The sequence below is a fragment of the Shewanella sp. genome, assembly GCF_051658185.1.
Lineage (GTDB): Bacteria > Pseudomonadota > Gammaproteobacteria > Enterobacterales > Shewanellaceae > Shewanella.
Genome location: NZ_JBOFMC010000178.1, coordinates 1 through 14,181, shown reverse-complemented (window position 1 = coordinate 14,181; position 14,181 = coordinate 1). Strand labels below are relative to the sequence as shown.

The 14,181-nt window shown below is 51.4% G+C and carries 11 protein-coding genes; 5 read left to right on the top strand and 6 right to left on the bottom strand.

Translation table 11 applies throughout. The features are described 5' to 3' along the window. The 3 genes from nagA to nagP form a co-directional block, all read left to right on the top strand. Positions 1-1,004 (top strand): N-acetylglucosamine-6-phosphate deacetylase (nagA, locus tag ACRCZA_RS07285; protein ID WP_438673788.1); only part of this gene is annotated, 1,004 nt, incomplete at its 5' end. 204 nt (positions 1,005-1,208) lie between these two features. Then, the gene (gene nagX, locus ACRCZA_RS07280) at positions 1,209-2,363 is read left to right on the top strand and encodes a transmembrane glucosamine N-acetyltransferase NagX (RefSeq protein WP_438673787.1); all 1,155 of its coding nucleotides are present in this window, start codon (positions 1,209-1,211) and stop codon (positions 2,361-2,363) included. Positions 2,364-3,039: 676 nt separating this feature from the next. After that, positions 3,040-4,338: an N-acetylglucosamine MFS transporter NagP gene (gene nagP / locus ACRCZA_RS07275; RefSeq protein ID WP_438673791.1), complete on the top strand. Its 1,299-nt coding sequence runs from the start codon at positions 3,040-3,042 to the stop codon at positions 4,336-4,338. 288 nt (positions 4,339-4,626) lie between these two features. On the opposite strand, the gene ACRCZA_RS07270 is transcribed toward nagP, so the two are convergent. The 4 genes from ACRCZA_RS07270 to ACRCZA_RS07255 all read right to left on the bottom strand — a co-directional run bounded on the left by ACRCZA_RS07270 (position 4,627) and on the right by ACRCZA_RS07255 (position 8,804). Continuing rightward, positions 4,627-5,319 (bottom strand): TorF family putative porin, encoded by a 693-nt coding sequence (locus ACRCZA_RS07270; protein WP_438673790.1) that lies wholly within the window; start codon positions 5,317-5,319, stop codon positions 4,627-4,629. A gap of 208 nt (positions 5,320-5,527) precedes the next feature. Beyond that, entirely contained in the window at positions 5,528-5,893 is a 366-nt protein-coding gene (locus ACRCZA_RS07265; protein ID WP_438673786.1) for a cupin domain-containing protein, read from the bottom strand. A 23-nt stretch (positions 5,894-5,916) separates the two neighbouring features. Then, a complete protein-coding gene (locus tag ACRCZA_RS07260; protein ID WP_438673785.1) occupies positions 5,917-7,407 on the bottom strand; it encodes a CoA-acylating methylmalonate-semialdehyde dehydrogenase in 1,491 nt (496 codons plus the stop codon). Between the two features lie 56 nt (positions 7,408-7,463). After that, complete coding sequence (locus ACRCZA_RS07255; RefSeq protein WP_438673784.1) at positions 7,464-8,804, bottom strand: aspartate aminotransferase family protein; 1,341 nt, start codon at positions 8,802-8,804, stop codon at positions 7,464-7,466. Positions 8,805-9,199: 395 nt separating this feature from the next. Between ACRCZA_RS07255 and ACRCZA_RS07250 the strand changes: the two genes are divergently transcribed. Continuing rightward, positions 9,200-10,696 carry an aldehyde dehydrogenase gene (locus ACRCZA_RS07250; RefSeq protein WP_438673783.1) on the top strand — a complete coding sequence of 499 codons (1,497 nt, stop codon included), beginning with the start codon at positions 9,200-9,202 and terminating at the stop codon, positions 10,694-10,696. 81 nt (positions 10,697-10,777) lie between these two features. Here the strand turns inward: ACRCZA_RS07250 and ACRCZA_RS07245 are convergent, their stop codons facing one another. Beyond that, on the bottom strand, positions 10,778-11,128 hold the full coding sequence (locus ACRCZA_RS07245; protein WP_438673782.1) for a DUF2956 domain-containing protein: 351 nt from the start codon (positions 11,126-11,128) through the stop codon (positions 10,778-10,780). Positions 11,129-11,474: 346 nt separating this feature from the next. Here ACRCZA_RS07245 and ACRCZA_RS07240 point away from each other — a divergent pair, with 346 nt between their 5' ends. Next, positions 11,475-13,286 (top strand): ABC transporter transmembrane domain-containing protein, encoded by a 1,812-nt coding sequence (locus ACRCZA_RS07240; protein WP_438673789.1) that lies wholly within the window; start codon positions 11,475-11,477, stop codon positions 13,284-13,286. A gap of 229 nt (positions 13,287-13,515) precedes the next feature. On the opposite strand, the gene ACRCZA_RS07235 is transcribed toward ACRCZA_RS07240, so the two are convergent. Beyond that, positions 13,516-14,181 (bottom strand): AMP-binding enzyme (locus ACRCZA_RS07235; RefSeq protein WP_438673781.1); only part of this gene is annotated, 666 nt, incomplete at its 5' end.

Sequence of the window (14,181 nt, the reverse complement as noted above, 5' to 3'; positions counted from 1 at the left end):
TTATTGACGTACAAGTTAATGGCGGCGGCGGGGTGTTATTCAATGCCCATCCAAGCGTCCACGGTATTGAGGTGATTGGCCGCGCCCATGCGCGTTTTGGTACCACTGGTTTTTTGCCCACGCTTATCACTGATGATATCGATGTGATGACCAAGGCGGCGGATGCTGTGGCTAAGGCGTTGGCAAAAGGGAGTCCGGGGGTGCTGGGAGTGCATTTTGAAGGACCTCATCTGAGTGTGCCGAAAAAAGGCGTGCATCCTGCGGCAGCTATTCGTGAAATCAGTGAGGCGGAATTGGCGATTTTTTGTCGTCAAGATTTAGGTATTAAAGTGGTCACGCTTGCGCCGGAAAACGTTTCACCACAAACAATCCAAACCTTAGTCGCCGCAGGCGTTAAAGTCTGCTTGGGCCATTCCAATGCCGATTACGCAACAGTGCAGGCGGCGCTTAACGCGGGCGCGACCGGCTTTACCCACCTGTTTAATGCCATGTCGCCCCTTGGCTCTCGTGAACCGGGTATGGTGGGCGCCGCGCTAGAAAGTGAGCAGGCATGGTGTGGCTTGATTGTCGATGGTCACCATGTGCACCCGGCGGCGGCGCGCATTGCGCTGCGTGCTAAACCTCAGGGTAAAGTGATGTTGGTCACCGATGCTATGCCGCCAGTGGGGATGGCTGATGAAGTGAGTTTTGAACTTTTTGGCACCCAAGTTTTGCGGGTAGGTGATAGATTAAATGCCGTCACCGGTGAGTTGGCAGGTTGCGTGCTCGATATGGCATCGGCGGTTAATAATACCGTTAATATGCTCGGGCTTCCCCTTGGTGAAGCGCTGCGCATGGCGGCGCTATATCCTGCGCAGTTCCTTGGGATTGATGCTCACGTCGGGCGCATTGCCCTTGGGCACAAAGCGGACATGGTGGTGCTTGATGAGCAGCTAAGGGTGCAAGCCACTTATTTAGCTGGCAATGCGCTGGCAGGCAAAGCGGTTGCAGGTTGTACGCTGTAGTAGGCCGAGGGCCTAGGCGTGTCGATCGCGCTGTTAACGCGTAATGGTTAACCATGTTAAGTAAAATACACCAGCTCTAGCATGCTGGAGTTAACTCAAACCGTCGGCCCTTGTACATTTTTGATGACAGGGGCTACGTTTTTTTATCGTACAGCGTAATTGGGCTGCGCGTTAAATGATATTAAGTGAACATAAGGAAATCTCATGGGGATGACGCAGTGCACTCCTTCACCCCAAGGTAACGCGCCGCGACCGAGGTTGATGTCCCTCGATGCTTTGCGTGGCTTTGATATGTTTTGGATTTTGGGCGGCGAAGCCTTGTTTGGTGCCTTGTTGCTGTTGACCGGATGGGCAGGTTGGCAATGGGCCGATGGCCAAATGCACCACAGCCAATGGCACGGTTTTCATTTTTACGATCTGATCTTTCCGCTGTTTATTTTCCTCTCTGGGGTGGCCTTAGGTTTATCGCCCAAGCGTTTAGATACTTTGCCATTTCAGCAGCGCTTACCTCTGTATCGGCACGGGGTTAAGCGGCTCTTGTTATTGCTGCTGCTCGGGGTACTTTATAATCACGGTTGGGGCACTGGCGTGCCGATGGAGCCAGACAATATTCGTTATGCCAGTGTGTTAGGGCGTATTGGGTTTGCATGGTTTTTTGCAGCATTATTGGTTTGGCACACGCCACTGCGTACGCAAATCATCGTCGCCTTAGGCATTTTAATTGTCTATGGGGCTGCGCAATTGTGGCTACCTTTTTCTGGTGGGCAGGCAGGTGTGCTGTTACCAAGCCAATCCATCAATGCTTATGTGGATGCGTGGTTGTTACCTGGGGTCAGTTATCAAGGCCGCACCCCGGATCCTGAAGGGGTATTATCAACGATTCCCGCCGTGGTGAATGCCTTAGCCGGTGTGTTTGTCGGACACTTTATTGTCAAGCCCCATCGAAATGGCGAGTGGGCCAAGGTGGGATTACTCCTCATCGCGGGTGCTGCGAGCTTAGCCGCGGGTTGGTCGCTGGATGGGGTTTTACCGGTCAATAAGGAACTGTGGACCAGTTCTTTTGTTCTGGTGACCACAGGCTGGAGCATGATATTGCTAGGCGTGTTTTATGCCTTGGTAGATGTGCTGCAGTGGCAAAGGGCGGCGTTTTTCTTTGTGGTGATTGGCACCAACGCCATCATTATCTATTTGGCGTCGAGTTTGGTGCAGTGGCAATATTTGGCGCAAATTCTCTTTGGCGGCATAGTGCGCGCACTGCCTGAGACGGCGCAGCCCTTGGCTCAGGTGTTCGGGCTACTGGCGGTGCAATGGTTAGTGCTTTATTGGTTGTATCGTAAAAAGATTTTTGTGCGCATTTAATGGGGTGAGGAGCGCCATCCTATAACGCGAGAGCCGATGGTATTGATTTGTGAGTCGATTGCGCGATGCAGGCGCGTCGGCGCGATGAGGTGCCATCGGCTCGCTCCCTTTGACTGCGAGCATCAAGCTTCACGCCCGTTAAAACCTACTTGTTACATACCGTTGTGGTGGGGGATACCTCCGTCGTGAAGCTGCAAGCCGTTCACCGGGGGCTTTTTTTGGGGGCGCAGAGCATTGGCGGTTGCGTATTTTTTGCCTCCTTCATTATACTTTTGCACCATCACACCATCACACCATCACACCATCACACCATCACACCATCACACCATCACACCATCACACCATCACACCATCACACCATCATAGGTTTGTGAATCAACCCATCAGCCACTGCAGTATTTTCGTGTAACGGTTGTATCGATGCGCCGCTGCAGGGCCGATTAGCGCAGAGTGCTAACTTGATCCCGATAACAGCAATAGGGTCGCTGAAATGGCAAATGACAGCGTTGTCTTTTTGCGATATTTGTTTTAACATCGATGAAACAATGGTGAGTTTGGATGATAACATTAGCCATTGCGGATGAGTCGCGCTAGCGATGATAGGGGGGGGTAACGTGGTTTATTGTCCCTTAATCACCTTAAATTATTAATGACTATAAGAAGCAGGTTTATGGAAATGACTCTCGATAAAGGCCAGCAGAAAAGTAGCTTTCTGCCCATGGCCATAGTGGCCGCTCTTTTCTTCATCCTTGGATTTGCCACGTGGTTAAACGGCTCGTTAATGCCGTATCTCAAGCAAATTTTGCAACTCACGCCTTTGCAGGCCTCGTTGATTCTGTTTTCGTTTTACATTGCCGTGACCTTTACGGCCCTGCCATCGGCATGGGTTATCCGCAAAGTCGGTTACAAAAATGGTATGGCGCTCGGTATGGGCGTGATGATGTTGGCGGGCTTATTGTTTATTCCTGCTGCCAAAACTCAAATCTTTGGTCTATTTTTGTTTGCCCAGTTAGTGATGGGCGCTGGCCAAACATTGTTGCAAACTGCAGTCAACCCTTACGTCGTGCGTTTAGGCCCTGAAGAGTCGGCCGCTGCGCGCGTGAGCGTAATGGGGATTTTAAACAAGGGTGCAGGGGTGATTGCACCTATGGTGTTCTCTGCGCTGATCTTAGACAGCTTTAACGACCGAATTGGTATCCAATTAACTCAAGCACAAATCGATGAAATGGCTAATGGGTTAGTGCTTCCTTACTTAGGTATGGCTATCTTTATTGGTATATTAGCGCTGGCGGTAAAAAAATCGCCGCTGCCAGAATTAGCCAATGAAGATGAAGACACCGATGCCACTGATAAAGGTCAAATTAAGGCCGCGCTAGCTCACCCTAATTTAGCTTTTGGGGTGTTGGCACTGTTTGTGTATGTCGCCGTTGAGGTGATTGCTGGTGACACCATAGGCACTTTTGCGCTGTCCTTAGGCATTGAATCCTACGGGGTAATGACCTCTTACACTATGGTGTGTATGGTGCTCGGTTACACTTTAGGGATACTGTTGATCCCAAGGTTTATTTCTCAGCCCACGGCGCTGATGATCTCCGCGATTCTTGGCCTCTTGCTCACCCTTGGGATTTTATTGGGGGATAATCATTCCTACGCGATTGCCAATGTACTATTAGTGCCTTTTGGCGGCACAGCCTTGCCAGATACCTTATTGTTGATTGCTTTCTTAGGATTAGCTAACGCAATTGTATGGCCTGCGGTGTGGCCGTTGGCATTATCGGGTATGGGGAAATTAACCAGTACAGGTTCGGCGCTGCTGATTATGGGCATTGCGGGTGGCGCATTCGGCCCGTTATTTTGGGGGTTAACCAGCTCCGCGACCGACATGGGCCAGCAGGGGGGATATATGGTGATGTTGCCTTGTTATCTGTTTATCCTGTTTTATGCGGTCAAAGGCCATAAGATGCGCCGTTGGTAACCGTGCAGCGTTGAGTGCTTTAAGCTGTTCGCGTATCACACGCGAGCGGCTTAGTCTTCCCAACCACTCAAACGGTTAATGCCGTTAAGCGCGAAGGTTGTCATCGCATCATATTGTGCTATTTCTTATAAAGAATTAGGCAAGTACAATGACGCAAAAGCCCTCTTTAAAGAGGGCTTTTTGTTGGAGGCTAGATAGCATTTTGGCAAGCGATGCTTTATCACGGTCGGTTAAATACGCCGGGCTTTTTACCTCTCAGATTGCAATAGGCGTTACTGCTTAGGCCTATTAAAAAGCGTAACTCACGGTGGCGAGCACGGTATCGGTGTTTTTATAGGTACCACTATCCACTTTGTACCAACCGCTGATATCGGTGTCTAACCATGCAAGGGATAACCCAAAGCCTGCCAGTTCAGTCGATACGCCGATAGAGTAATCTGAGTAGCTATCGAAGCCTTCGCCGTCATCCAATGCATCGCCTGTGTTATAGCCGTAGTGGAGATCGAGGTTCCAATTCTCAGCAAATTCATAGGAATAGTTAAGCTCGGTATAGTGGTAGGCTAAGTCACTGCCGCTGTAGTCATTGGTGTACCAATACGCGACGCGAAATCCTTGATAATCCATGCCGGCAGTGACTTCAAAGTAACCCAAATCACTGTCACCAGAGTAGTTATAGCGATTAAGGGTGATATCGTAGGTTAGATCTGGGTTGATCTCACCGCCGTAGGCGACATAAAAATCGTATTCGATATTAGGGCCGTTATAACCGGGTTCATCAAAGTCCACATTACTTGCCCAGGCTCCTACCGAAAAACCAGAGCCAAAGGCCCAATCAATGCCTGCTTGCAGGGCGGGATCGCCAGCGGTTTGTGAAACACCGCGAAAGCGGTAGTCATTGGTTAGGCTGATTTCTCCTGAGAGTTCGGCGTTGGCGCTAGCGCATAATCCAGAGGTTACGAGTGCCAGACCAATAAGTGGCATTAGCCGTTTGTTTTTGTGTTGGTAATTCACGGTATCTCTCCCATTTTTTGGTGAACTCAGGCGCCTTACCGCCAGCGTATTGCAGCTGCCAAGGCGCCTGTTTAATTGCCAAACTGCCGCGCAAGGATAACCTATTGCAGAGACTCCATGGCGAGTAATTGCTAAGTGATCTTAGCGGTTTGATTCGGGCTTAATTGCTTAATATGGACTATTTGGGCTCAAAAATCACATAAACCTTGCGACACGGTTCTATGACTTCCCAAGAGCCTTGAAAACCCGCAGGAATAATAAACCTATCTCCCACAGTGAACCTTTGTGATTGTCCTTGCTGATCGGTGATAACACTCACCCCTTCGAGGATTTCACAATATTCATACTCAGTGTAGTTTATTTTCCAAGCACCTGATTCACTTTGCCAAATGCCACTGTTAAATTGATTACATGGGCTGGAATAATGATTTTGTAGGCGCTGCTCTGGATTGCCTTTGAGTAATTTTTCCGGCGCCAATGAATAGGATTCCACTGCGGTTTGCGCGCTCGCAAAGCGAATAATGGCATTAATGCTCATCGTCATTGGGATGTCCTTGTTTTAGGCAACTATTTCATGGTTGGCATGACAAACTCGGCTTGAGTCTGTTTGCCCACGGGCCAGCGCGCAGTAATGGCTTTGCGCTTGGTATAAAAACGTACGCCATCGGGACCATGCATGTGCAGGGGACCAAAGAGTGAGCGCTTCCAGCCGCCAAAGCTGTGGAATGCCATGGGCACCGGAATGGGGACGTTGACCCCGACCATGCCGACCTGCACATGGTGACAAAAATGCCTTGCAGCTTCCCCGCTTTGAGTAAAAATCGCCGTGCCATTGCCAAATTCGTGCTGGTTTATTAGCTCGAGCGCCGCTGGATAATCCTTCACCCTGACAATCGACAGCACTGGACCGAAGATTTCTTCGCGGTAGATGCGCATCTCAGGGGTGACATTATCGAATAGGCAGGCCCCGAGGAAGTAGCCTTGCTGATGCTCAGCAACACTGAGGTTGCGACCATCAACCAGTAGCGTCGCGCCTTCTTGGACGCCGCTGGCAACGTATTGGCTCACCTTGGCAAGGTGTTGTTTGGAGATCAATGGCCCCATTTCCATCTCGGGAGTGAGCCCGTTACCGACCTTCAAGGTCTGGATTTGTGGGAGTAACTTCTCGACTAATTTGTCTCCCACATCGCCCACGGCGAGCACCACGGAGATGGCCATACAACGCTCGCCGGCACTGCCGTAGGCGGCGCCCATTAACGCGCTGACGGCTTGATCGAGATCCGCATCGGGCATCAGTAGCATATGGTTTTTAGCGCCGCCTAAGGCTTGCACCCGTTTGCCATGCTGTGAGGCGGTGCTGTAGATGTATTGGGCAATGGGGGTTGAACCAACAAAGCTTACCGCTTGCACATCTTCGTGGGTCAACAAGGTATCAACGGCTTCTTTATCGCCGTTGATTACGTTAAATACGCCATTGGGTAGCCCTGCTTCAGTTAAAAGCTCGGCAATGCGCAGCACTGAGCTTGGATCTTTTTCAGAGGGCTTCATGATAAAGGTATTGCCACAGGCGATGGCGATAGGGAACATCCACATGGGCACCATCACGGGGAAGTTAAAGGGCGCAATGCCGGCGACCACTCCTAATGCTTGATTAACCGACCAGGCATCGACGCCGCCGCCAACCTGTTGGGTGTGCTCGCCTTTGAGTAAGTGGGGGATGCCGCAGGCAAATTCCACCACTTCAAGACCGCGAATTAGCTCACCTTTGGCATCTTCTAACACTTTGCCGTGCTCACGGGTGATAAGCTGAGCCAATTCATCGAGGTGTTGCTCAACCAAGGTTTTGAATTTAAATAGCACGCGCGCGCGGTTGAGTGGGGTGACCTGGGACCAAGTCTCAAAGGCCGTTTTGGCAACGGCAATGGCGGCGCTGACCTCGGCGGCGCTGGCGAGGGAAACCTGACCACGCCGCTCGCCGGTGGCTGGTTCATAGATATCTTGGTTGCGAAGACTGGGCTCAGTGTGCTGGCCATTAACAAAATGAGTGATCTGAAGCATAGTTAACCTTTAGGGTTTTCCCGCCGAGGCGGGAGAGTTTGACAGTAAACCGGGGTTTAACCCACAGCCGTGATGGCATCACTTAAACTATTGATCATTTGATCAATTTCGCGCTTATCGACAATCAGTGGTGGCGACATGGCAATAATATCGCCAGTGGCTCTGACTAAGGTGCCGTGGCGAAAACAGTGGTCAAATACGCCATAGCCCCGTTTACCTATGCCTTGGGCGCTCGGTGCAAAATGGATCCCCGCAACGAGTCCGGTGTTGCGAATATCAATCACATTCGGTAAGCCTTTTAGGCTGTGTACCGCGTCTTCAAAATAGCGTTCCAGCTCAAAACTGCGCTCAAATAATTGTTCATGCTCGTAAATCGACAGCGTCGCGAGTGCCGCGGCAGCGGCAACGGGGTGGCCTGAGTAGGTGTAACCGTGGAAAAACTCAATCATTTCTTGCGGGCCTTGCATACAAGCGTCGTGGATAAAATCTTGTACAAACACGGCTCCCATGGGGATTGCGCCATTGTTGATGGCTTTGGCGGTGGTGATGATGTCAGGCGTGACGCCCCAGCGTTGGCTCGCAAAAGCGGCTCCCACGCGGCCAAAGGCAGTGATAACTTCGTCAAATATCAACAGGATGCCGTATTTTTGAGTGATTTCTCGCAGGCGTTTTAGGTAGCCTTGGGGCGGCAGGATAACCCCCGCCGAGCCGGACATGGGCTCGACAATCACCGCGGCAATGTTTTCTGCGCCATGGAGGGTCACTAGCTGCTCTAATACATCGGCTTTTTCTGCACCAAAGGCGGATAACCCCTTGGTAAAGGCGGCGTTGGCAATATCTAGGGTGTGGGGTAAGTGATCGACTCCCTGCAACAATTGACCGCTGAAGGCTTTGCGATTATTGCCAAGGCCACCGACAGAAATGCCACCAAAACCCACGCCGTGATAGCCCATTTCACGGCCGATAAAGCGAGTCCGCGTGGCTTGGCCATTAGCTCTGTGGTAACACAGAGCCATTTTCAGTGCAGTATCAACCGATTCTGAGCCCGAATTGGTAAAAAATACCTTATTTAAGCCTTCAGGGCTCAGTTCGGTTAGGCGTTCGGCGAGCTCAAAGGCGATGGGGTGACCCATCTGAAAGGAGGGGGCGTAATCCATCTCGCGAATTTGTTTACTGACCGCTTCGCTAATTTCGCGTCGGCCGTGGCCTGCGTTACAGCACCATAAACCTGCGGTGGAGTCGAGGACCTTGTTGCCATCGACATCGGTGTAATACATGCCCTCTGCTTTGGCCAGTAAACGCGGGTTGGCTTTAAACTGACGATTAGCAGTAAAGGGCATCCAATAATGTGCGAGAGAAGGAATACTCTGGTGTGGGGTATGGGGTAAATCGGCCATAGTGTCTACCTTGTCCTGTATGTTCAGGTCTTAATTAGGGTGGCTAATATTTGCTATGCTATGTTAGAAATAATGAACATGGAAGAGTTGTGTGCAGTTATTTGTGGCAAAAATGCTATTTTTGTAAAAAATATTGAATTTCCATGTTGGTTCAGCGTAATCTGAGGCCCATATCCGGGGCATGGTTGTGCTCGATAGTGGCAATGCCGGTATCGAGGGTGGAGCATTGCTGTGGGACATAGGGTTGCCAGTGATCGTGGGTGCATAGGCATCGTGGTGCGTCGCTTTTAACCCACAATGCCTTTGCATGATAGGCACGCACTATCGCAAGAAAACATAAATACCGCTGCTAGATAACAATAAGCCCCACTAACACCAACGATTAAGAGGTCATCATGAGTACACCGAAGACGCGCAGTGAATGGGAAAGCCTCGCTGCCAACCTAACGATTAACGGGCAGGCTTTTATCGATGGCGAGTATCGCGCAGCGCTGTCGGCCGAGACCTTTGCCTGTGTCAGCCCGATTGATGGGCGCGTACTCACTCAGGTGGCCAGTTGCGATCTCCCTGATGCCAATCTTGCCGTCGCGAATGGCCGCAGGGCTTTTGACTCCGGAGTGTGGTCCCAACAATCACCCGTTAAGCGTAAGCAAGTGATGATCCGCTTTGCCGAATTACTCGAAGAACATAGCGATGAATTAGCATTGCTAGAAACCCTCGACATGGGTAAACCCATACGCTTTGCCAAATCTGTGGATGTGGCGGGGGCGGCGAGGGCCCTGCGTTGGTCCGGGGAAGCGATTGATAAAATTTACGATGAACTGGCGCCCACGGCTCACAATGAAATTGGCATGATCACCCGTGAGCCTGTCGGGGTGGTTGCCGCGATCGTGCCGTGGAATTTTCCGCTACTCATGGCCTGCTGGAAGCTTGGCCCCGCGCTGGCAACCGGTAACAGTGTGGTGCTTAAACCTTCTGAAAAATCGCCGCTCACAGCCATTCGCATTGCTCAGCTGGCGTTGGATGCGGGGATCCCTAAGGGGGTACTAAACGTGTTACCCGGTTTTGGTCATACCGTAGGCAAAGCCCTCGCACTGCATATGGATGTTGATACACTGGTGTTTACCGGATCTACAAAAATTGCAAAACAATTAATGATTTATGCTGGCGAATCTAACATGAAACGGGTGTGGTTAGAGGCGGGAGGCAAGAGTCCTAATATCGTCTTCAATGATGCGCCAGATCTTAAGGCCGCCGCCGTTGCCGCCGCCGAGGCGATTGCGTTTAATCAGGGCGAAGTGTGCACCGCAGGCTCGCGTTTGCTGGTGGAATCGGGGGTGAAGGATGAGCTGATTGCCCTGATTGGCGCAGAGCTTGCCGCATGGCAACCGGGCCACCCCTTAGATCCTGATACGGTGAGCGGTGCGGTGGTCGATAGGCAGCAATTAGACACTATCTTAAGTTACATTAAAGCGGGCAAAGAGGCTGGCGCCACCCTCGTGTGCGGCGGCGAGCAGGTGCACGCCGAGAGCGGCGGAGTGTATGTCGAGCCGACGGTGTTCATGAATGTCCACAATCAGATGAAAATCGCCAGTGAGGAGATTTTTGGCCCGGTATTATCCGTGATTGAATTTAATGGCATGGAAGAGGCCATCGCGATCGCCAACGACACCATTTACGGCTTGGCAGCAGGGGTATGGACCTCTGATATTAGTAAAGCCCATAAAACGGCCAAAGCCCTGCGCACCGGCATGGTATGGATAAACCATTACGATGGCGGCGATATGACCGCGCCTTTTGGCGGTTATAAGCAGTCAGGCAATGGTCGCGATAAATCTTTGCATTCTTTTGATAAATATACCGAAATCAAAGCCACTTGGATTGCACTCTAAGGTAGGTAAATGGGGCATTCACGCTGTTGTTATCTCAACTTTGGATAAGTCGAATACATTGCGGCGTGAACGCCTTAAAGATTAATGGTTAACCATGTAGTCGAAAGCAAATCCCAGCCAGCTCAGTAGCAGCAGGCTAATGGCGACCCACGTCGCGCGGGTGAACGGGCCATTTCCTTCGGCAGTGTCCTGATTTTCTTCTGTGATGTCCTCTGGCGTAGCGGCTATCCGTGATTTTGCCTTTAACTGTTGTTTACGCAGTTTATCTCGCTCACGGGCTTTGGCTTTTTGCAGTTTTTTGTATTCCGCGATGCCTTTTTCAATCCCTTGGGCGATGAGTTTGGTTTGCTCTTTTGTTTGTCCGGGCTTTTGGTTCGCTTTGGCGATAGCCAAGGCGTCATCTTGGGTTTCGGTTGAGATTGTGGGTTTCATCTGGTTTCTGCTTTGCTTGGAAGGGGGTTACCCCAGTTGATTAAAACGCGTTGATTATAGCCATGTTTCACTGTAAAACCGTGAGATTAATTTGTGGATCAGGGATTAAGTCATTCGCCTCCAAGTTTGTTTGCGGCGTAAGCTTAAGATAAAGCCAAAGCGCGAAAGTTTGTTGATGCGCGTGTAAGCTCGATGAAATGACTCCACACTTGACTCCACACTTAGCGCCGCAGTGGGCGGCTTAAGATGACGCGTAAAGGATATCACCGTGGCCGAGCCGACCGTAACCCCCAACCCGCAGCAGCATCCCCATGGGATCACTCAAGCTGCACCGCCGACAGGAGCGTTGTCCGAGCCAGAACTGCTGCAGCCGGCATCGCCAATAGGACAACGCGCGGTATTACCTTGGATTGCCGCGTTTCTTAAACCATACCGTTGGCAGGTTGCGGCGGCCATTATCTGCTTAATGATTGGCTCGTTGGCGTGGTTAGCTCTCGGTCAAGGTGTGCGCTTGCTGGTCGATGAGGGCTTTGTGCGGGATAATGCTCAGCGCCTCAATGACATTATGCTCTTGGTGTTAGGGATCAGCGCCCTCAGTGGTACGGCGGTGTTTTGCCGTTTTTATTTGATGACATGGCTTGGCGAGCGGGTGAGCGCTGACATTCGTCTACGGGTTTATCAGCAACTCCTTAAACTTTCCCCTGCATTTTATGCCAAGGTGCGCACCGGGGAGGTCATTTCGCGCTTCGCTGCCGATTCGACGTTGTTACAAACCGTGGTGGGCTCGAGCCTGTCGATGGCGCTCCGCTCGGGAGTGACAGTCGTGGGGGGATTGGTGATGATGGGTATCACCAGTGTCAAAATGACCCTATTAGTGCTCTTGGCAGTGCCCTTAGTGCTCGGCCCCGTCGGATTTTTTGGACGCAAAGTGCGCCAGCTTGCGCGCCAAAGTCAAGATCGAGTGGCAGATCTTGGCGCCTATGTGGATGAAACCCTTCACGAAATCCATACTGTGCAAGCCTATGGTCATGAAGATAAAGACCGTAGCGTATTTAATGAGCGGGTCGAAGCTGTCATGGCTGCGGCCAGCGGGCGCATTCGTTACCGTGCCTTATTGATCGCTAGCGTCATGTTTTTAAGTATTGCCGCGATTGTGCTGGTAACTTGGGTGGGGGCCCAGGATGTGATGGCGCAAGAGATGACCGGCGGTGAGCTCTCCGCCTTTATGTTTTATGCGGTGATGGTTGCAGGTGCGGTTGCCACCATCAGCGAGGTGATCGGTGAGATCCAGCGCTCTGCTGGCGCGGCGGAGCGCTTAATTGAGCTTGCCGAAACGGCGGCAGATATTCCTGAATGTGCCGCTCCACTGAGTTTACCTGCCGTGGTGCGCGGGCAATTAACGATAGCCGATGTCAGTTTTGCTTACCCAGATCAAGCAAATTTTGCGCTTAAAAACCTGAATATGACCCTTGCCGCCGGCGAGCGCATCGCCCTTGTGGGCCCAAGCGGTGCGGGTAAGAGTACCTTGTTTCAAATGTTGCAGCGCTTTTATCAGCCCAGCGCTGGTCAAATCTCTATCGAAGGCATTGATATTGCGAGGCTTAACTTAGCCACGCTGCGCGCGCAGTTTGCTTTAGTGCCCCAGGATGCGGTGATTTTTGCCACTAGTGTGCTTGAAAATGTGCGTTATGGCCGTGTGGATGCGACTGAGCAGGAGGTGATTGATGCCTGTATTGCAGCACGGGCCGATGAATTCATTCGTGAGTTCAGAGACGGTTATCAAACCTATTTAGGCGAGCGCGGGGTGCGATTATCGGGTGGCCAAAAACAGCGGATCGCCATCGCCAGAGCGATTTTGGCCGATAGGCCGATACTCTTACTCGATGAGGCAACCAGTGCGCTTGATGCCGTGAGCGAGCAGCAGGTTAAGCAGGCCCTTGATGTCTTGATGGCCAATAAAACCACCTTGATTATTGCCCACCGTTTAGCCACAGTGATCAATGCCGATAGGATTTTTGTATTCGATAAGGGAGAAATTCAAGCCTGTGGTAGTCATCAGGAGTTGATGCAAACCAATGCGTTATACCGTGAGTTTGCCCAAATACAGTTGCTCACCGAGGCATCAACGAACAAAGATGCTGGCGATATGCTTAGGTAAACTTCGCGTCAGTAAGGCTCGGACGGGGGCTAAAGTGGTGGTCCAATCAATGTGGCGGTCAAGGATATGTGGCGGCCATCGGCGTCATCAGCGTTGAGTAATATGAGGGCAAGCATGAGGGCGAGCGGCTAAGCTCGCCCCTTGTGAGTTTTCCTCGCTTTAGCGATTGCCCCTTTTGCGGCGAAGGACTTTAGTCATCCTCTGTTGTCCGCGTTGTCCACGTTGTCCATTAGCTGCTTGGCAACGTTTTAAGTTGACGGCGCAGAATTTTACCAACGGTACTCTTAGGCAATTGGGGAATAAATTCAATCACTTTAGGGATCTTGTAGGCCGCTAATTGCTGACGGCAATGGTGCAAAATCGCTTCCTTGGTTTGCATCAGCGCTTGGTCTGGATCCTTAAGGACGATATAGGCCTTAACCGCTTCCCCAGAATGGGCATCTGTTATCCCCACTACCGCACACTCGAGGATGCTGGGATGACTTGCGAGCACATTTTCGACTTCATTAGGATACACATTGAAACCGGAGACAATCACCATATCCTTTTTGCGATCCACGATTTGATAGGTTCCGCTTGCGGTGGCTATCGCCATATCCCCCGTTTTAAAAAAACCGTCCGCCGTCATGGCGTTGGCGGTTTCCTGTGGTTTATTCCAGTACCCTCGCATCACCTGTGGGCCGCGGACCGCAAGCTCACCGGCGCTGCCTAGGGGGACTTCTGCACCATTGTCATCGATGAGTTTGACCTCGGTAGCGAGCACGGGTTTACCCACAGTCCCAAGTTCTTGGTATCCGGGGGCATTGAGGGCAATGACTGGTGAGGTTTCGGAAAGCCCATAACCTTCGCTGATCATATTGCCAGTGGTTTGCTGCCAAATATCGGCCGCCGCAGC

What these genes read in the sequence shown, in the direction of transcription:
- nagX (WP_438673787.1), top strand. Translation starts at nt 1,209, where the DNA reads ATGGGGATGACGCAGTGCACTCCTTCACCCCAAGGTAACGCGCCGCGA.
- nagP (WP_438673791.1), top strand. Translation starts at nt 3,040, where the DNA reads ATGACTCTCGATAAAGGCCAGCAGAAAAGTAGCTTTCTGCCCATGGCC.
- ACRCZA_RS07270 (WP_438673790.1), bottom strand. Translation starts at nt 5,319, where the DNA reads ATGCCACTTATTGGTCTGGCACTCGTAACCTCTGGATTATGCGCTAGC.
- ACRCZA_RS07265 (WP_438673786.1), bottom strand. Translation starts at nt 5,893, where the DNA reads ATGACGATGAGCATTAATGCCATTATTCGCTTTGCGAGCGCGCAAACC.
- ACRCZA_RS07260 (WP_438673785.1), bottom strand. Translation starts at nt 7,407, where the DNA reads ATGCTTCAGATCACTCATTTTGTTAATGGCCAGCACACTGAGCCCAGT.
- ACRCZA_RS07255 (WP_438673784.1), bottom strand. Translation starts at nt 8,804, where the DNA reads ATGGCCGATTTACCCCATACCCCACACCAGAGTATTCCTTCTCTCGCA.
- ACRCZA_RS07250 (WP_438673783.1), top strand. Translation starts at nt 9,200, where the DNA reads ATGAGTACACCGAAGACGCGCAGTGAATGGGAAAGCCTCGCTGCCAAC.
- ACRCZA_RS07245 (WP_438673782.1), bottom strand. Translation starts at nt 11,128, where the DNA reads ATGAAACCCACAATCTCAACCGAAACCCAAGATGACGCCTTGGCTATC.